The organism is Stappia sp. ES.058 (genome assembly GCF_900105595.1).
Classification (GTDB): Bacteria; Pseudomonadota; Alphaproteobacteria; order Rhizobiales; family Stappiaceae; genus Stappia.
In genome coordinates, this window is sequence record NZ_LT629784.1 from 3,782,014 (window position 1) to 3,799,609 (window position 17,596).

At 65.9% G+C, this 17,596-nt stretch carries 19 protein-coding genes and 1 tRNA gene; 14 read left to right on the top strand and 6 right to left on the bottom strand.

Annotation, left to right across the window (positions count from 1 at the left end):
• Positions 1-23: 23 nt before the first annotated feature.
• From tsaD to leuB, 12 genes are all read left to right on the top strand, one after another.
• A complete protein-coding gene (gene tsaD / locus BLU32_RS17580; protein ID WP_093809098.1) occupies positions 24-1,190 on the top strand; it encodes a tRNA (adenosine(37)-N6)-threonylcarbamoyltransferase complex transferase subunit TsaD in 1,167 nt (388 codons plus the stop codon).
• Entirely contained in the window at positions 1,187-1,714 is a 528-nt protein-coding gene (locus tag BLU32_RS17585) for an NUDIX domain-containing protein (protein ID WP_244501731.1), read from the top strand. The genes tsaD and BLU32_RS17585 overlap by 4 nt, the downstream gene beginning before the upstream one ends.
• Positions 1,711-2,718, top strand: coding sequence for an NAD(P)H-dependent glycerol-3-phosphate dehydrogenase (locus tag BLU32_RS17590; RefSeq protein ID WP_093809100.1), 1,008 nt, complete (start codon positions 1,711-1,713; stop codon positions 2,716-2,718). Before BLU32_RS17585 ends, BLU32_RS17590 begins: the two co-directional genes overlap by 4 nt.
• A gap of 82 nt (positions 2,719-2,800) precedes the next feature.
• A complete protein-coding gene (locus BLU32_RS17595; RefSeq protein ID WP_093809102.1) occupies positions 2,801-4,837 on the top strand; it encodes a pentapeptide repeat-containing protein in 2,037 nt (678 codons plus the stop codon).
• 87 nt (positions 4,838-4,924) lie between these two features.
• Positions 4,925-5,212 (top strand): YciI family protein, encoded by a 288-nt coding sequence (locus tag BLU32_RS17600; RefSeq protein WP_093809104.1) that lies wholly within the window; start codon positions 4,925-4,927, stop codon positions 5,210-5,212.
• A 1-nt stretch (position 5,213) separates the two neighbouring features.
• The gene (locus BLU32_RS17605; protein ID WP_093809106.1) at positions 5,214-5,636 is read left to right on the top strand and encodes an EVE domain-containing protein; all 423 of its coding nucleotides are present in this window, start codon (positions 5,214-5,216) and stop codon (positions 5,634-5,636) included.
• Entirely contained in the window at positions 5,633-6,304 is a 672-nt protein-coding gene (locus BLU32_RS17610; protein ID WP_093809108.1) for a methyltransferase, read from the top strand. The genes BLU32_RS17605 and BLU32_RS17610 overlap by 4 nt, the downstream gene beginning before the upstream one ends.
• 166 nt (positions 6,305-6,470) lie before the next feature.
• Positions 6,471-7,640, top strand: coding sequence for a M20 aminoacylase family protein (locus BLU32_RS17615; RefSeq protein ID WP_093811253.1), 1,170 nt, complete (start codon positions 6,471-6,473; stop codon positions 7,638-7,640).
• Between the two features lie 62 nt (positions 7,641-7,702).
• Positions 7,703-8,497: a helix-turn-helix domain-containing protein gene (locus BLU32_RS17620; RefSeq protein WP_093809110.1), complete on the top strand. Its 795-nt coding sequence runs from the start codon at positions 7,703-7,705 to the stop codon at positions 8,495-8,497.
• Positions 8,498-8,503: 6 nt separating this feature from the next.
• The gene (locus tag BLU32_RS17625; protein WP_093809112.1) at positions 8,504-9,283 is read left to right on the top strand and encodes a sulfite exporter TauE/SafE family protein; all 780 of its coding nucleotides are present in this window, start codon (positions 8,504-8,506) and stop codon (positions 9,281-9,283) included.
• A 43-nt stretch (positions 9,284-9,326) separates the two neighbouring features.
• Positions 9,327-10,265: a threonine/serine dehydratase gene (locus tag BLU32_RS17630; protein WP_093809114.1), complete on the top strand. Its 939-nt coding sequence runs from the start codon at positions 9,327-9,329 to the stop codon at positions 10,263-10,265.
• 105 nt (positions 10,266-10,370) lie between these two features.
• On the top strand, positions 10,371-11,483 hold the full coding sequence (gene leuB / locus BLU32_RS17635; RefSeq protein ID WP_093809116.1) for a 3-isopropylmalate dehydrogenase: 1,113 nt from the start codon (positions 10,371-10,373) through the stop codon (positions 11,481-11,483).
• A 175-nt stretch (positions 11,484-11,658) separates the two neighbouring features.
• On the opposite strand, the gene BLU32_RS17640 is transcribed toward leuB, so the two are convergent.
• The 4 genes from BLU32_RS17640 to BLU32_RS17655 all read right to left on the bottom strand — a co-directional run bounded on the left by BLU32_RS17640 (position 11,659) and on the right by BLU32_RS17655 (position 14,364).
• Positions 11,659-11,868 (bottom strand): Trm112 family protein, encoded by a 210-nt coding sequence (locus BLU32_RS17640; RefSeq protein ID WP_093809118.1) that lies wholly within the window; start codon positions 11,866-11,868, stop codon positions 11,659-11,661.
• Positions 11,869-11,911: 43 nt separating this feature from the next.
• Positions 11,912-12,589: an LON peptidase substrate-binding domain-containing protein gene (locus BLU32_RS17645; protein ID WP_093811255.1), complete on the bottom strand. Its 678-nt coding sequence runs from the start codon at positions 12,587-12,589 to the stop codon at positions 11,912-11,914.
• A 106-nt stretch (positions 12,590-12,695) separates the two neighbouring features.
• The gene (gene trxA, locus BLU32_RS17650; protein WP_093809120.1) at positions 12,696-13,739 is read right to left on the bottom strand and encodes a thioredoxin; all 1,044 of its coding nucleotides are present in this window, start codon (positions 13,737-13,739) and stop codon (positions 12,696-12,698) included.
• Between the two features lie 97 nt (positions 13,740-13,836).
• Positions 13,837-14,364, bottom strand: a complete 528-nt coding sequence (locus BLU32_RS17655) for a prolyl-tRNA synthetase associated domain-containing protein (RefSeq protein ID WP_093809122.1) — start codon at positions 14,362-14,364, stop codon at positions 13,837-13,839.
• Positions 14,365-14,651: 287 nt separating this feature from the next.
• On the opposite strand from BLU32_RS17655, the gene BLU32_RS17660 reads away from it, so the two are divergent.
• Positions 14,652-14,726 (top strand) — tRNA-Gly (locus tag BLU32_RS17660).
• A 95-nt stretch (positions 14,727-14,821) separates the two neighbouring features.
• On the opposite strand, the gene BLU32_RS17665 is transcribed toward BLU32_RS17660, so the two are convergent.
• The gene (locus BLU32_RS17665; RefSeq protein ID WP_093809124.1) at positions 14,822-15,463 is read right to left on the bottom strand and encodes a DNA-3-methyladenine glycosylase; all 642 of its coding nucleotides are present in this window, start codon (positions 15,461-15,463) and stop codon (positions 14,822-14,824) included.
• A gap of 104 nt (positions 15,464-15,567) precedes the next feature.
• Between BLU32_RS17665 and gluQRS the strand changes: the two genes are divergently transcribed.
• Positions 15,568-16,455, top strand: a complete 888-nt coding sequence (gluQRS, locus tag BLU32_RS17670; protein WP_093809126.1) for a tRNA glutamyl-Q(34) synthetase GluQRS — start codon at positions 15,568-15,570, stop codon at positions 16,453-16,455.
• A gap of 169 nt (positions 16,456-16,624) precedes the next feature.
• Here gluQRS and BLU32_RS17675 read toward each other — a convergent pair whose 3' ends face one another.
• Entirely contained in the window at positions 16,625-17,578 is a 954-nt protein-coding gene (locus BLU32_RS17675) for an AEC family transporter (protein ID WP_093811257.1), read from the bottom strand.
• Positions 17,579-17,596 lie beyond the last annotated feature (18 nt).

Consider the following 17,596-nt stretch of genomic DNA (forward strand, 5'->3'; position numbering starts at 1 on the left):
TCATCCGGTAGGCGGAAAAATCAATGATAGACCCTGATGTCGTATCGGCCAATGCGGTCGACCCCGAAAATCGCCCCGATTTCAAAGCGGCGACGTCCTTGACCGTTCTCGGCATCGAGACGAGCTGCGATGAAACCGCCGCCGCCGTGGTGCGGCTCGACGCCGACGGCACCCCGCATATTCTCTCCGATGTGATCCGCTCGCAGGCGGACGAACACGCAGCCTTTGGCGGCGTCGTCCCGGAAATCGCCGCGCGCGCGCATATCTCCGTGCTCGACCGTATCGTCGCCGCCGCGCTGGAAGAGGCCGGCGTCACCTTCGAAACCATCGACGCCGTCGCCGCGACCGCCGGCCCGGGTCTCATCGGCGGCGTCATCGTCGGCCTGATGACCGCAAAGGCCGCAGCCCTTGCCGCGAACAGGCCGCTGATCGCCGTCAATCACCTGGAAGGCCACGCCCTCACCGCGCGGCTGAGCGACGATGTCGCCTTTCCCTATCTGCTGCTGCTGGTCTCCGGCGGCCACACCCAGTTCCTGCTGGTGGAGGGTGTCGGCGCCTATCGCAGGCTCGGTTCCACCATCGACGATGCGCTGGGCGAGGCCTTCGACAAGACCGCGAAGCTTCTGGGCCTCGCCTATCCGGGCGGCCCCGCCGTCGAGGCTGCAGCGGCGACGGGGGACGCGCGCCGCTTTCCCCTGCCGCGCCCGATGCTCGACCGGCCGGGGATCGATCTTTCCTTCGCCGGACTGAAGACGGCGGTGCGCACCGCCGCTCACCGGGCGGCGCCGCTGGATGCCCAGGCCGTTTCGGATCTCTGCGCGTCCTTTCAAGCCTCGGTGAGCGCCGTGATCGGCGAAAAGAGCCGACGCGCGCTGGAGGTTTTCGTCAAGGCCCACCCGGATGTCGCGCCGGTGCTGGTCGTGGCCGGCGGGGTTGCCGCCAATTCGGAGATCCGCGAAAAGCTCGACACGGTGACGCGAACCGCCGGGGCGCGGCTCGTCGCGCCGCCGCACCGGCTGTGCACCGACAATGCGGCGATGATCGCCTGGGCCGGCATCGAGCGGATGCGGGCGGCGGCGGACAATGGCGAGACGGTGGACGACCGGGACGTGTCGCCGCGCCCGCGCTGGCCGCTGGATGCGAATGCCGCCGGGATGATCGGTTCGGGGCGCAAGGGAGCCAAGGCGTGAACGATCCGAGATTTTTCGAAGGCACCGTTTGCGCAGCGCTGCCCGCGACCTACGACAAGCTCAAGCACAAGGCCTATATCTACCTGACGGCAGGCCGCGACCTTCTGGTCTTCCGCCAGCCGGACCAGCCCCATGTCGGCCTGCAGATCCCCGGCGGCACGGTCGATCCGGGCGAGAGCCATCTGGGGGCGGCGCTGCGCGAGTTTCACGAGGAAACCGGCCTTGCGGTCACCCATGCGCTGGATACGCTTTGCGAGCAGTTGGTGCTCTTCGACAACGAGGTCGGCCGCGACGTGCATTCGCGCCGGCTCTATCACGCGGCCACAGCGCCGGGCGGCGCGGCGCGGCAGCGCGACCGCTGGGAGCACTACGAGATGACGCCCTCGGCGGGCGGCGACCCGGTGCGCTTCGAGTTGTTCTGGATGGACATCGACCAAGCCATCGACGCGGGAACAAGTCGCTTCTTCACCGGCTTTCACGCCCCGCTCGCCGATCTGCGAACGCGGCTGGAGACGTCTGCATGACCGACACGGGGTTTCGGAGAATTTCGGTTCTGGGCGGCGGCGCCTGGGGCACGGCGCTGGCGCTTGTTGCCGCCCGCGCCGGCCGCGAGGTGCGCCTGTGGGCGCGGGATGCCGACACCGTGCGCGCACTGACCGACGACAACGCCAACCCGCGCTATCTGCCCGGCCTGCGGCTTGATCCGCCGCTTCACGCCACCGCCGATCTCGACGCAGCCCTTGCCGGCGCGGACGCCGTTCTGCTGGTCACGCCCGCTCAGACGACACGCGTCATGGCGGAAAGCCTTGCGTCGCGGATTTCGCCCGGCACGCCGGTGATCCTCTGCGCCAAGGGCATCGAACGCGACACGGGCCTTCTGCTCGGCGACGTTCTCGCCGAGGCCGCGCCGGGCGTTGTCCCGGCCGTGCTGTCTGGTCCGAGTTTCGCCGGCGACGTGGCGCGCGGCCTGCCGACCGCCGTGACGATAGCGGCAGAGGACGGAGACATCGCCGACCGGCTGTCGGCGGCGCTCGCCTCTCCCCAGTTCCGCCCCTATGCCGCGACCGATCTCACCGGCGTGCAGATCGGCGGCGCCCTGAAGAACGTGCTGGCGATTGCCTGCGGCGCGGTCGCCGGCAAGGAATGGGGCGCCAGCGCTCTGGCCGCGCTCACCGCGCGCGGCTTCGCGGAACTGACCCGCCTCGGCCTTGCGCTCGGCGCGAAACCCGAAACGCTTGGCGGACTTTCCGGGCTGGGCGATCTGGTGCTGACCTGCGGCTCGGCGCAATCGCGCAATTTCGCCTTCGGTCAGCGGCTTGGCGAGGGCGCGAGCGTCGCCTCGCTCATGGCCGAGGGCCACAAGCTCGCCGAAGGCGTGCATTCGGCAACGGTCGCCGGAACGCTCGCCGCCCGCCATGGCGTCGAGCTTCCGATCTGCCGCGCGGTCTCCGCCGTGCTGGAGAACCGCCTGTCCATCGACGATGCGCTCACCGACCTGATGACCCGCCCGCTCAAGCGCGAGACGTGACGCGAAAACGCTTCGCGCCAAACGGGTTTCACGCTGGCGGCACACGCAAAATCGGGTAGCATGGCTTCGTCATGGAGGGGCCATGCTGCGATCCGTGAAGACGACCTTGCGCCGGGGCGACGCGCCGCCGGAGATCGCGCCCTATCGCGACGCGGTGAACCTTGCAGCCAGCCGGCTGCGCGGCCTGTGGGTCGGCTATACGTTGCTTCTCGCCTATCTCTTCATTTCCGTCGGCGCGGTCACGCACCGCGATCTCCTGCTGGAAACGCCGGTGACCCTGCCGGTGCTGAATGTCGACCTGCCGCTCGTCGGCTTTTTCGCCGTCGCGCCGGTCTTCCTCGTGATCAACCAGTTTTATCTGCTCCTGCAGCTTTTCGGACTCGGGCGACGGGTCGCGGATTTCAATGAAGTCTTGGAGCGACAGAACCTTCGGCCAAACGAGGAACACACCGAGCGCCGAAGGCTCGATCCCTTCCTCATCGTGCAGATGCTGGGCGGCACAAAGGACGAGCAAGTCGGCCAGACGAGCCGGTTCCTGCGCGCCATCGCCACGATCACGCTGGTGATCGCGCCCTTGGCGCTGCTGCTCTTCTTCCAGCTCCAGTTCCTGCCCTATCAAAGCGAAAGCGTGACCTGGCTGCACCGCATCGCTCTGCTTGTCAGCGTGGCGATGCTCTGGCTGTTCTGGCCCTCGATCCGGCTCGGGCGCTGGATGCCTTGGCAGGCCAAACCGCTCCGCGCGCTCGGAGCAGTCACCATTTTGGCATCCTCCTTCCTCATCGCCACTTTTCCCGGCGAATTCGCCGATGGCGGAACGGATGCGAAGAACTGGACCCGACCGCAGGACAGCTGGTTTGCGACAGCAAAGGCGACGGTCTTTGGACACATCCCAGGCTATAGCCAACGAACCGCAATGCTTCCCTTTCACAGGGCGCTGCAACTTCCTGACAACCGCACGCTGATCGATCTCGATGCCTTCGACAAAATTCGCGAACGGGCGAAAACCTACAAGCCCGATGCAAGCCCCTGGGAGACGGACCGAACCCTGTCACTGCGCGGCCGAAATCTTCGCGGCGCGAATTTCGCGCGTTCGGATCTGCGGAACGTGGATTTTTTCGAAGCCAGACTGCGGGGCGCATCGCTCCGATCTGCCAGCCTTCAGGGCGCATCGCTCCACCGTGCCAGTCTTCAGGGCGCATCTCTCAACTTCGCCCGTCTTCAGGGCGCATCGCTCCACCGTGCCAGTCTTCAGGGCGCATCGCTCTTCGGCGCCAACCTTCAGGGCGCATCGCTCGATTTTGCCGGCCTTCAGGCCGCATCGCTTGACCGTGCCCACCTTCAGGGCGCATCGCTCGAATATGCCAGTCTTCAGGGCGCATCGCTCTTTGAGGCCCGCCTTCAGGGCGCATCGCTCCTCGGCGCCAACCTTCAAGGCGCATCGCTCGACGGCGCCAGCCTTCAGGGCGCATCGCTCATCGGCGCCGGCCTTCAGGGCGCATCGCTCGATAAGGCCAGTCTTCAGGGCGCATCGCTCCGATCTGCCAGCCTTCAGGCTGCATCGCTCGATCGAGCGAAACTTTGGCGAACCCTCGGCACCATCGAGACCGACGACCTGTCGGGCCTTTGGGTCGCCAACCCCGATACACGCCCTTTGGCAGATGACGCTTTCGCCGATCTGCTTGAAAATGCCCTCAAAGGCGTCGAGGACGATACCGTGCGAACCCGCATCCGGGAACGCTTGGCGCCTCTTTCGGCACCGGAAGCGCCACCGGACAGTCTTCCACCACGCTTCTGGCAAGACAGGATCGACCGCATCGATCTGGGCGATCACCAAACACAATTGGCCGGAACCCTTTCAAATCTCGCCTGCGAGGCAGACAATGCGCCTTACGTTGCACAAGGGTTAATCGGTCGAAATACTGTTTTTGCTTGGTACTCCCGCCTCGACGATGTTGGCCGCGAACACCTGCCGCGCGTGGCGCGGCGGTTGCTCGATGCCGCCGAAGGCCGCACCACCGATTGCCCCGGCGCGGTGGGGCTGAACGCGAAGGCCATCGCCAAGCTGCGCGAATGGGCCGGCCCGCTGCCGGGCGACACGAAATCGGCGGACATAGAATAGCTTCTGGGATGGACGGACCTCGCCGGGCTTGCGGGCGCGTCTCAAGCGGTTATGTATTGCGGCGACCACGCAATCCGGGGACACACCATGCTTTATGCGCTGATCTGCACCGACAAGCCGGGCGCGCTTGACGTGCGCAAGGCCAACCGCGACGACCATCTCGCGTTTCTTTCCGCCATGGGCGACAAGCTCAAGGCGGCCGGCCCCTTTCTCGACGACGACGGCGGCATGACCGGCTCGCTGGTGGTGATCGAGGCGGCAAACCGCGACGAGGCGCTGGCGATCTCGCAGGAAGACCCTTACGCCCGCGCCGGCCTGTTCGAGAGCGTCGAGATCCGGCCCTGGAACTGGGTCATCAAGAACCCGGAGGCCTGAGATGCGCTACTGGCTGTTCAAGTCCGAGCCCGACAAATGGTCCTGGGAGATGCAAAAGGCCAGGGGCGAGGCCGGCGAGGAATGGGACGGGATCCGCAACTATCAGGCGCGCAACAACATGCGCGAGATGAAGATCGGCGACCGGGGCTTCTTCTATCATTCCAACATCGGCAAGGAGGTCGTCGGCATCGTCGAGGTCTGCAAGGAGATTCACCCCGACTCCACCACCGACGACCCGCGCTGGGAATGCGTCGACGTCAAGGCGGTCTGCGACATGCCGAAACCCGTGACGCTCGCGGACGTCAAGGCGGAGCCGACGTTGTCGGACATGTCGCTCGTCACCTCGATGCGGCTTTCCGTGCAGCCGGTCACCGAAGAGGAATGGAAAATCGTCTGCGCCATGGGCGGGCTGAAGGACGCATGACGCCGCGCGCGGATCCGGCGGGCTTCATTCTTGCCAACACGCGGATCCACGCCGTGCCGCACGCGCCGGAGATCCGGCTCCACCTCGCCGACGAGGCGATGGATCTGTGGCAAAAGACCGAGGAGGATCTCGGCGCGCTCGGCCTGCCGCCGCCGTTCTGGGCCTTCGCCTGGGCCGGCGGGCAGGCGCTGGCCCGCTACATCCTCGACACGCCGGAGCTGGTCGCCGGTCGCCGCGTGCTCGACTTCGCCACCGGCTCCGGCCTCGTCGCCATCGCCGCCGCCCGCGCCGGGGCGTCCCGCGTGCTGGCCTGCGACATCGATCCCTTCGCCCGGGCCGCAACCGGCGTGAACGCCCGGCTGAACGAGGTCGAAATCGCCTGGGTGGAGACGGACCTTCTTCAGGGCGATCCGCCCGAGGTCGACGTGCTCTTCGCCGGCGACGTCTTTTACGAAAAACCGATGGCGGACAAGATCCTGCCCTGGCTGGATCGGGCGCGGGCGCAAGGCGTCGACGTTCTCGTCGGCGATCCGGGACGCAGCTATCTGCCCATGGACCGGCTCGACCGGCTTTCCACCTACGATGTGCCGGTCAACCGCTCGCTGGAAGACAACGCCATCAAGCGCTCCAGCGTGTTTCGGCTCCGTGCAAACGACAGCCGAATCTGACGTAGCGTCAGAAACGGCACCGGCAAACGCGCGCCGCGCAAGCGGTACGGGGGGCTTGCGCGAGAGGCGGTTTCTGGCGTCTGATACGCGCCTCTTCACGGACGCGCCAGCGATTGCAGGGCCGCTCCGCCAAGTCTTGTACTCCGTCACCCAAGCCGAGGTCATCATGCCGATCATCAACCGTTTCGCCGATCTCTCCGAGGAAATCACCGAGTGGCGCCGCGACATTCACGCCCATCCGGAACTTCTCTACGACACCCACCGCACGGCGGAACTGGTCGCGGAAAAGCTCAAGGCCTTCGGCGTGGACGAAATCGCCACCGGCATCGGCCGGACCGGCGTCGTCGGCGTGATCCGCGGCAAGACCGACACTTCCGGCAAGGTCATCGGCCTGCGCGCCGACATGGACGCACTCCCGCTTGAGGAGATCACCGGCAAGCCCTACGCCTCGACCATCCCCGGCAAGATGCACGCCTGCGGCCATGACGGCCACACCGCGATGCTTTTGGGGGCTGCGAAATATCTCGCCGAGACCCGCAATTTCGACGGCACCGCCGTCGTCATCTTCCAGCCGGCGGAAGAGGGCGGGGCCGGCGCCAAGGCGATGATCGAGGACGGGCTTATGGACCGCTTCGGCATCCAGGAAGTCTTCGGCATGCACAATCTTCCCGGAGAGCCGGTCGGCACCTTCCACATTCGCCCGGGCGGCATCATGGCCGCCGCCGACCGCCTGCGCATCGAGATCGAGGGCACGGGCTGTCACGCGGCCAAGCCGCATGAAGGCGTCGACACCATCCTCGTCGGCACGCATATCGTGCAGGCGGTGCAGTCGATCGCCAGCCGCAACACCGATCCGCTGAAGTCGGTCGTGGTGTCGCTGACGACCTTCAACGCCGGCTTCACCGACAACGTCATCCCGCAGACGGCCGTGCTGCGCGGCACGGTGCGCACGCTCGATCCCGAGATCCGAGACATGGCGGAAGCCCGGCTGAAGCAGATCGTGCCGACCATCGCCGAGGCCTTCGGTGCCAAGGCGACGATCCACTACAAGCGCGACTATCCGATCACCTCCAACCACGAGGCGCAGACCGAGTTTGCCGCCGGCATCGCCCGCGAGATCGCCGGCGCCGACAATGTCGACACCGACGTAGCCCCGACCATGGGCGGCGAGGACTTCTCGTTCATGCTGGAGGAGCGCCCCGGCGCGTTCATCTTTGCCGGCAACGGCGACACGGCGATGCTCCATCACCCGGCCTACGACTTCAATGACGAGTTGATCCCCGTCGGTTGTTCCTACTGGGTGAAGCTCGTGGAAACCGCGATGAAGGCCGGCTGACGCCGCCCCTGCGGGCGGCGACCCTCGCCGCCCGCGCCCCCGCCGGAGACCGTTCCCGCCTCATGCCTTTTCTCCTGTCCCGCGTGTCCCTGCTGATCGCCTATGTGCTCGCCGGTGCGCTGGTGGGCGTGGTTCTCATACATCCCGCCGTTCTCCTCGTTGTCTGGGCGGAGGTCAGCCGCCTGTCGCCGGACGCGCCGGCCCTCGGTGATTTCCTGAGCGACCGGCTGCTGCTGCTCGTCGTGCCGCGTCACCTCAACATGACGCTTGCCTTCGCCGCCATCGGCGCGGTCGTCGGCCTCGGCTTCGGCATCGCCACGCGCTCCTATCTCGAAGCGACACGAGGCCTGCGCTTCTTCCGCGAGATCCACGGAGAGGAGATCCCGGACCTCATCGCCGGCGGGGAAACGGCGGAGGTCGAGTTCAAGTCAACGATGCGTTGGGACCTCAGGGAAGACCGCGTCAACAAGGCGCTTGAAACGGTGATCGCCAAGACCGTCGCCGGTTTCCTGAACGCCCGCGGCGGACGGCTTTTGATCGGCGTGGCCGACGACGGCACCGTGCTCGGGCTGGAAAAGGATTACGCCACATTGCGCAATCCGGGCCGTGACGCCTTCGAACAGACCATCGTCGGGATCATCACGAAATTCCTCGGCGGCGACCTCTGTCCGGCGCTGCAGACCACCTTCGCGCAAGTCGCGGGCAAGGATGTCTGCATGATCCTGGTGCAGCCGGCGCCGCGCGCGGTCTATCTGACCGACGCCGGAAAGCTGCACTTTTACGTGCGTAGCGGCAATTCCACCCGCCAGCTCGACCTGCGCGAGGCGATGGACTACGCCCGTACCCGCTGGACCTGACCGCGCATGACACCCGATGCTCTTCTTGATTTGCTGTTGCCCGCGGACCTTTCCGGCCTGACCGCGGCCCTCCTGATCGCCGCCAGTTTCGCGACCTCGGCCGTCTCCGCCGCCTTCGGTCTCGGCGGCGGCATCATGCTGATCGCGGTGATGGCCCAGGTACTGCCTGCCGCCGCCATCGTGCCCGTGCATGGCGCGGTGCAGACAGGGTCGAACGCCGGGCGCGCACTCGTGCTGCTGCGCCACGTCGACTGGCCGGTGGCGCTCTGGTTCCTGGCCGGCGCGCTTGTCGGCGCATTCGCCGGAGGCGCACTCGCGATCCGGTTGCCGGCGGAATTGCTGCGCATCGGCATCGGGCTGTTCGTCCTGTGGTTCATCTGGGGACCGACGCCCCGGTTCCAGCACATGCGTAAACGCGCCATGACGGCGGCCGGTCTCATCGCCACCTTCTTGAGCATGATCTTCGGTGCCGGCGGTCCGATTGGCGGCGCGGTGCTCTCCACACTCGGCCTCGCGCGCCAGCCCTTCGTTGCCACGCAGGCAACAACGGCGCTGATGTCGCATGTTCTGAAACTGGTGGTCTTCGGCCTGCTCGGCTTCGCATTCGCCCCCTGGCTCGGCCTCATCGCCCTGATGATCGCTAGTGGCTTCCTTGGAACGCTTGCCGGGGCCAACCTCCTGGGGCGCATGCCGGAGAACATCTTTCGCACCGGCTTCCGCATTGTTATGACCGGTCTCGCATTCAGTCTCATCCTGCGCGGCACCGCCTCCCTTCTCGCGTTTTGAACCTGTCCACGCAGCGCCCACCGCCCGTCAAAAGGATTTCGCCATGCCCGTCACCCGCTCCGACATCGAGGACGCCCAGGGGCGCATTTCCGGCCATATCCGTCGCACGCCGGTGATCGAGAGCGGCGCCGGCAGCTTCGGCCTGGCGGAATCAGTCAACCTGAAGCTTGAGCTCCTGCAGCATTCCGGCTCGTTCAAGGCGCGCGGCGCCTTCAACACGCTGCTGTCGGAGGATGTTCCGGCCGGGGGCGTGGCGGCCGCCTCCGGCGGCAATCATGGCGCGGCCGTCGCCTATGCCGCGCGCAGCCTGGGATATCCGGGCGACATCTTCGTGCCGGAAACCTCCGCGCCCGCCAAGATCGCCCGCATCCGCAGCTACGGCGCCAGTCTGCACGTCGGCGGCGCCCGCTACGCCGACGCGGCCGAGGCCTGCGCGCTTCACCGTGCCAGAACCGGCGCCATGGACATTCACGCCTATGATGCGCCCGGCACCATCGCCGGACAGGGAACGGTCGCGCTGGAGTGGCTGGAGCAGGTTCCGGATCTCGATACCGTGCTGATCGCGGTCGGCGGCGGCGGACTGATCTCCGGCTGCGCGGTCTGGCTGCACGAAAAGGTCAAGGTCGTCGCCGTCGAGCCGGAAGGCGCCTGCGCCCTTCATGCAGCACTCAAGGCCGGTCACCCCGTCGATGTCGCCGTCGACAGCCTCGCCGCCGACAGTCTTGGCGCGAAGCGCTGCGGCGATCTGGTCTATGCGCTGTCGGCACCGCGCGTCACCGAGAGCGTGACGGTCACGGACGCGGCCATTCGCGACGCCCAGACCCGGCTGTGGACGGACCTCCAGGTCGCCGCCGAACCGGGCGGGGCGGCTGCGCTTGCGGCACTGACCGGCGGCGCCTATCGCGCCAGCCCCGGCGAACGCATCGGCGTGTTGGTCTGCGGCGGCAATGTCGCGCTCGACACCATCGCAACACCCGCCTGATGTCGCCGCGCCCACACGCTTGCAGGTTCATCTGGCTTGCCAAGATGGACGCGAAGATTTAGCAAATTCGCAACAACCCGAACACGAACCGAGGAAACGCATCCCATGTCAACGCACAAGCTCCTGCTCCTGCCCGGCGACGGCATCGGCCCGGAAATCATGGAGGAAGTGAAAAAGATCCTCGCATGGTTCAACGCGCGCGGCGGAACGCAGTTCGAGACCGAAACGGATCTCGTCGGCGGCGCGGCCTATGACTCCCACGGCCAGGCGATCTCGGACGCGGCGATGGAAAAGGCGATGGCGGCGGACGCCGTTCTCTTCGGCGCGGTCGGCGGCCCGAAGTGGGACAGCGTCGCCTATGACGTGCGCCCGGAAGCCGGCCTTTTGCGCCTGCGAAAGGACATGCAGCTCTTCGCCAACCTGCGTCCGGCGATCTGCTACCCCGCGCTTGCCGATGCCTCCTCGCTCAAGCGCGACGTGATCGAGGGCCTCGACATCCTGATCCTGCGCGAGCTCACCGGCGGCGTCTACTTCGGCGAGCCGAAGGAAATCACCGATCTCGGCAACGGGCAGAAGCGCGCCGTCGATACGCAGGTCTACGAGAGCTACGAGATCGACCGCATCGCGCGCGCCGCCTTCGAGCTGGCCCGCACCCGCCAGGGCAAGGTCACCTCGATGGAAAAGCGCAACGTCATGAAGTCCGGCGTGCTCTGGAACGAGGTCGTCACCCAGACCCATGCCGATGGCTATGAAGACGTCACGCTGGAGCACATGCTGGCCGATGCAGGCGGCATGCAGCTCGTGCGCTGGCCCAAGCAGTTCGACGTGATCGTCACCGACAACCTGTTCGGCGACATGCTGTCGGATGTGGCCGCCATGCTCACCGGCTCGCTCGGCATGCTGCCGTCGGCCTCGCTCGGCGCCGTCGATGCCGCGTCCGGCAAGCGCAAGGCGCTCTATGAGCCTGTCCACGGCTCCGCACCGGACATCGCCGGCACCGGCAAGGCCAATCCGATCGCCATGATCGCGAGCTTCGGCATGGCGCTGCGCTACTCCTTCGAGCGCATCGAGGATGCCGACCTGCTGGACAAGGCGATTGCCGCGACCCTCGACAAGGGCCTGCGCACCGCCGACATCGCCGCTGCCGGAGCGGCGACCATCAGCACCGTCGAAATGGGCGACGCCATCGTTGCCGAACTCGACGCGCTCAGCGCCTGAGGGATCGAATTGTCCGGACACCCCGGACACTCGAAACGACAACCGCTGAAACAAATAAAGGCCGGCTGCACCCCGCAGCCGGCCTTTTGCTTTGAACGGCCGCGTCTTAACGCGGCGTGTGGGGTACCGTCGGCAGGCGCGACTTGGGGAAACACGGTCAGACCTGCCGCGCGGTTCAGCCTTTCTGCACCGGCGCGTCGTCGATCGGCCGCGCCTCGTCGGGCAGCATGATCGGAATGCCGTCGCGGATCGGATAGGCGAGCTTGGCCGCGCGCGAGATCAGTTCCTGACTGGCCGCGTCGTATTCCAGCGTCGTCTTGGTGAGCGGACAGACCAGAAGCTCCAGCAGCTTGCGGTCGAGGGCGTGTGCGGGTTCGGATGCCATAATCTCAAGTCTCCACGGATCGCACGGCAGGCACCGCGTCAATCTATTGCAGCGTGACGCCGTCGTCCTGCTTCTTGGCGAGGTCCACCTCGGTCAGCGCCACCAGCGTGTCGGCCCGCGTCCTGAGGTCGGGGGCTTCCAGCAGGGCCTGCTTTTCCGCCGGGCCATAGGGGCTCATCATCGACAGCGCATTGACCAGCACCTCGGTGGAGGCACGATCGATGCTGTCCCAGTCGGCCTCAAGGTCATTTGCATCGAGATAGGTTCGAAGCGCGCTCACCAGACCGTCGCGGTCGACATCGCCCTCGCCCTCGCCGGTCTCGAAATCGACCGCGAATTCCTCCACGGATATTCGCCCGATGCGATAGGGGGTCACCGTTTCCAGCTCTTCCGAGAGCGTGAACCGGGTAACCCCGGTGAGGGTGACCAGACAGGGTCCGTCGCCGGTTTCCTGATAGGCGACGATCCGCCCCAGACAGCCGATGCCGACCAGCGGGGGCTTTTCCGCCTGCTCGACCCCGGAGATCGAAAAATCGGGCTGGATCATGCCGACAAGCCGGTCGCCACGCAAAGCGGCGTCGACCATCGCAAGATAGCGCGGTTCGAAAATATTGAGCGGCATCTGTGCCTTGGGAAGAAGCACGGCGCCGGTGAGCGGAAACAGCGGCACGGTCTGAGGCAGATCCTCAGGCCCGGAATAGGTTGCGTTGCCAGCAAGCATGCACATCACTCTCGTTTGCGGCGGTTCCAACTATATGGGCCGAGACCGGACGGGGACCACCCGTCCCGGTCATGCCGGATTGTGCCGCGTTCGATGCCGCTTACGCTCAGCGGAACAAAACGGACGACAGGCGTCGGCGTCCATAACCGGTCGCGGGGTCTTTCGGACCCCAGGCCTCGAAGAATTGAAGGAGCTGGAGCCGCGCGCCATCCTCGTTCCACTCCCGATCCCTGCGAACGATCTCGATCAGGTGATCGACCGCCTTTTCCTTGTCCGGTCCCGATCCGAGTGCGACCGCGAGATCGAAGCGCGCCTGATGGTCGTCCGGATCGGCCTCGATGCGCGCTTCCAGCTCGGCAAGATCGCCAAGCGAATCCGCCTGTTCGGAAACCTCGATGGCCGCGCGCGCGGCTGCGATCGCCGGATCATTGGCGATGCTTTCCGGCGCGGCCTCAAGCACTTCCCTTGCCCTTGCGACATCGCCGGTGGCCACCATGCATTGTGCCAGACCGCCGAAGGCCTTGGCGTTTTCCGCCTCCATCGACAGGACGCCGGCATAGAGTTCCGCCGCGCGGGCAAGATCGCCCGCTTCATGCGCCGCATCGGCCTCGGCCAGCACCTGTTCCGCTTCGCTCGGGCCGACCGGGCCGGCGACGCGTTCGATGAACGACTTGATCTGGCTTTCCGGCTGAACGCCCATGAAGCCGTCGAGCGGCTGGCCGTTCTTGAAGGCGATCACCGCCGGGATCGACTGAATGCCGAGCTGGCTTGCGATTTCGGGGTTCTCGTCGATGTTCATTTTCGCCAGCACCACGGCGCCGCGTGCGGTCTCGACCGCCTTTTCCAGAATCGGCGTCAATTGCTTGCACGGGCCACACCATGGCGCCCAGAAATCGACGAGAACGGGCCGTTCGCGCGAAGCCTCGATCACGTCGCTCATGAATGTCTGCGTCGTGACGTCAATGATCACCTCGCCCGCGGCCGCGCCCCCGGCAGGCGCCGGTCGGGCAAGATCGCCCACCAGCCCCACATCCGGCCCGGGAGCCGGCGTCGCGGGCTGGCCTGCAGCGGGCTGACCCGCTCCCGGCGTCGGCGCACCGCCAAAGCTGCCGCCGAAACTGCCGCCGACCGAAAACCCGTCATTGCTCATGGTTTCTAATCCCCAATCCCGCGTCGGCGTTTCAATGAAAAACGCGCGCGCATATCCGTGTGCGTGACGCCTAACATGGGCGCCTTGCGGTAAAATTTCAAACGGCGCCCGATGCATCGCCCGCGTCTGCGGCAACCGGCAGGACCTGCGGGTCATGACCGCAGGCCGCGACGAACCGTTTCAGGTCGTCGGCCGCGATCGTTGTCGTTGCCGTGTTTTGAAGCGGATGGAAGTTGAGCGGGTCCACGGCCATCATGGCGGCATCGAGAACCGGTGTGATGCGCTGCGCCGCGCGGTCGTTGATCAGCGCAAACGGCGTGACCGATCCAGGCTCGACGCCGAGCACCTCCATCAAAAGGTCCGCCTTGCCGAAGGACACCCGGCCCTGAGCGCCGATTTTCTGGTGGATCGACTTCAGGTCGATTTCCGCATCATGCAATGCGACCACCAGAAAGAGGCGTCCCTTTTTGTCCTTCAGGAACAGGTTTTTGGTGTGCCCACCCGGGATTGTGTCGTGCAGTCCCCCGGACTCCGCCACAGTGAAAACCGCAGGGTGGTCTTGCGTTGTGGTCTCGATGCCGAGGCTTTCGAGAAACGTCAGGAGTTCGGATCGCGTCGCCGGCATGGGACCTCGCGGGGATGAGGGTGCATTTCTGACGGTTTGTCGCGGCGCATCCGCTCACCGCCGTCCGTGATGCCTGCTGTAGCCGAGCGGTGCCCACCGACACAAGCGGTTCGCGAAGAGGCGCCGGGAAATCATCTTGCCGGGCGCCGCCGCGGCCGGAAATCCACTGGCAATCCACAGGCCGGGCACGGCAGTCGAAGAAGCGAAAAAGGCTGTTGCAATCCCCGCTTTGTTGGTTCATATACAGCCCACCTCAGGCCCCGGCGCGAACCGGCGGCCACATGGATGCGGGCGTAGCTCAGGGGTAGAGCACAACCTTGCCAAGGTTGGGGTCGTGAGTTCGAATCTCATCGCCCGCTCCAAAATTTCTCTCAAAATCATCAACTCTTGAGATCAATTTCAGCAAAATTGATGCTGAAATTGCGAAACGTGTGTCGAATTGCAGCGATTTGCAGCGTCATGCCGGCAGGCCGGCACCACGCCCGGTCACGCTTCGATAATAGCCCCAGAAAAGCCGCGCGGCGACGCCCCGGCACGGTTTCCAGCCCTGCGCCCGCGCCCGGGTCTCACCCTGCTCGGGACGCGTGTCGAGGTCGAACGCATGGCGTATCGCTTCGCGCAGCGCCAGGTCGCCAGCGGGGAAAACATCCGGATGGCCCAGACAGAAAAGCAGGAAGACCTCCGCGCTCCACGGGCCGATTCCCTTGATCGCTTCAAGCCGCGCCTGGGCGTCCTCGCCCGGAAGATCGCCGAGCCCGGCGAGATCCAGCCCGTTGTCGAGCGCATCCGAGACCGCGCGGACGGTGGCAATTTTGGGCCGGGACAGGCCCGCCGTCGCCAGGTCGCCATCCTCCGTCCTTGCAAGCGTTTCAAGATCGAACGGATCGAGAAGCGTTTCCAGCCTGGAAAAAATCGTGGCCGCACTCGCCAGCGACACCTGCTGCGCGGTGACGATACGCACAAGACCCTTCAGATCCGCAGGTGAACGCCGGAGGGGCAGGGGACCGGCGCGCTCGGCGACCGGACGAAGCTCCGGCGCGATCACCAGCAGTCGCGCAAGGCCGGCCTCGAGATCGGCCCCCGTCTCTATTCGATGCATCCGGCGGCCCTTCCGCGCTCAGGTTCCGGTGCGCAGGAAACCGCAGCCGACGCGCCTGCGCAAGATGCGTTGACGCGCTTGCCGTTTCTTGGGATGGACGGAAGATGACCCGCCCCGTCTATCGCTTCGCGCCCTCGCCGAACGGCCACCTGCACCTGGGACATGCGCTGTCGGCGCTGATGAATTTCGATGCCGCCCGGGCAAGCGGCGGCCGCTTCCTGCTGCGCATCGAGGACATCGACACCACCCGCTGCACGCCGGAGCTGGAAGAGGCGATCCACGAGGATCTCGCCTGGCTGGGTCTGTCGTGGGAAACCCCGGTCCGCCGCCAGTCGGCGCATTTCGCCGACTATCGCGCGGCCCTTGAAACGCTTGAAAAACAGGGCCTCGTCTACCCGGGCTATCTGACCCGGCGCGAGATACGCGATGCGGTCGTCGTCGCCGAAGCCCGCGACGGCCGCCCCTGGCCGCGCGATCCGGACGGCGGGCCGCTTTATCCGGGCGATGCCGCCGTGCTGTCGGCGGGCGAGATCTCGGCAAGAAAGGCTGTCGCCGCGCCGCATGCACTGCGCCTCGACATGAAGACGGCGATTGCCCGGCTTGCCGCGCCCCTCACCTGGCAGGAGCTGGACCACCCCGAAGCATCGTCGAAGGCCGGGACGATCCGCGCCGATCCCGCCCATTGGGGCGACGTCGTTCTGGCGCGCAAGGACACGCCGACGAGCTACCACCTGTCGGTGGTCGTCGACGACGCAGTGCAGGGCGTGAGCCATGTGGTGCGCGGACGCGACCTCTATCAGGCGACGGCGGTCCACCGGTTGCTGCAGATGCTGCTCGGCCTGCCGGAACCGCGCTACCATCATCACCGGCTCATTGAAGACGGTGAGGGACGCAAGCTCTCCAAGTCGCAGGACGACACGGCGCTTTCAGCATTGCGGGAGGAAGGCGCAAGTCCCCGCGACATCCGCCGCCGGGTCGGCCTCGCCGACTGAATTCCTAGTGGAGCGAATTTGACATTTGAGTTCCGTTTGCGGCGAGGCTTCTGATCAAATGTCAAATTCAAAAGCTCCACTAGAATCATATATTTATCTAGTGGTTCTCTTGATTCCGAAATTTGCGGCGGCGGCGCTGCACGGGGAGGCAAATGTCGGAATCGAACCACTAGCTGCCGAGAAACACCATCCAGCCACCGGTGGTGACCACCGCCGCAGCCGTGGTCAGCGTGATCGAATTCGCCGACATGGCGTGGCCCGTCCCGTAGTGATTGGCGAAGAGAAACGCGTTGATGCCTGTGGGACAGGCTGCCGTCAGTGTCGCCACCGCCACCCATAGCGGCGGCAAATGCACCACATGGGCGGCCGTCACATAGACCACCGCGGGCATGACCGCGACCTTGAGCACGCTGAGCACAAGTCCCGGTCCGATGTTGCCGCGAATACCGTAGGCAACCATGCTCATGCCGAGCGAAAACAGCGCCACGGGAATGGCGGCTCCCGCGATCCGGCCCAGCACATCGGCGAAGATGCCGCTGACCGGCAGACCGGTGATGCGCCACAGCCCGCCGGCCAGAATGCCGATGACGATCGGATTGGTGACGAGATTGCGCGCCACGCCGGCAAGGACGCCGGCAAGCGGCTTGGCTTCCTGCGTGCCGTCGACCACGGCGGCGCGTTCCATCAGCACCGAACAGACGACCGTCATCACCGGCAGATGGATCGAGATCAGCACGAACAGGGGAACCAGGCCGGCCTCGCCGTAGATCGAGGTGATCAAGGGGATGCCGACAAGCACCGTGTTGGCGAAGCCCGCACTGATCCCGCCGATCACGCCGGCCCGCGCAGCGCGCCCGAAGCCGTAGCGGACAACGAGGGTCCCGGCGGTCCAGGTCACGGCAACGCCGCTGAAATAGGCGATCCAGAGCCCCCAGGGCGACACCCCGTCGAGCGAACTGGTGGCGAGCGTGCGAAAAATCAAAACCGGAATGGCGATCACGAAGACGAACTGGCCCAGCGCATCGCCGATGCGGGCGTCCAGCAGACCGATACGCGCTGCCGCATAGCCGATGCCGATGAGCACGAACACGGGAAGCACGATGGTGAGGATCTGATCTGCCATGATCGCTCTTTCGCACGC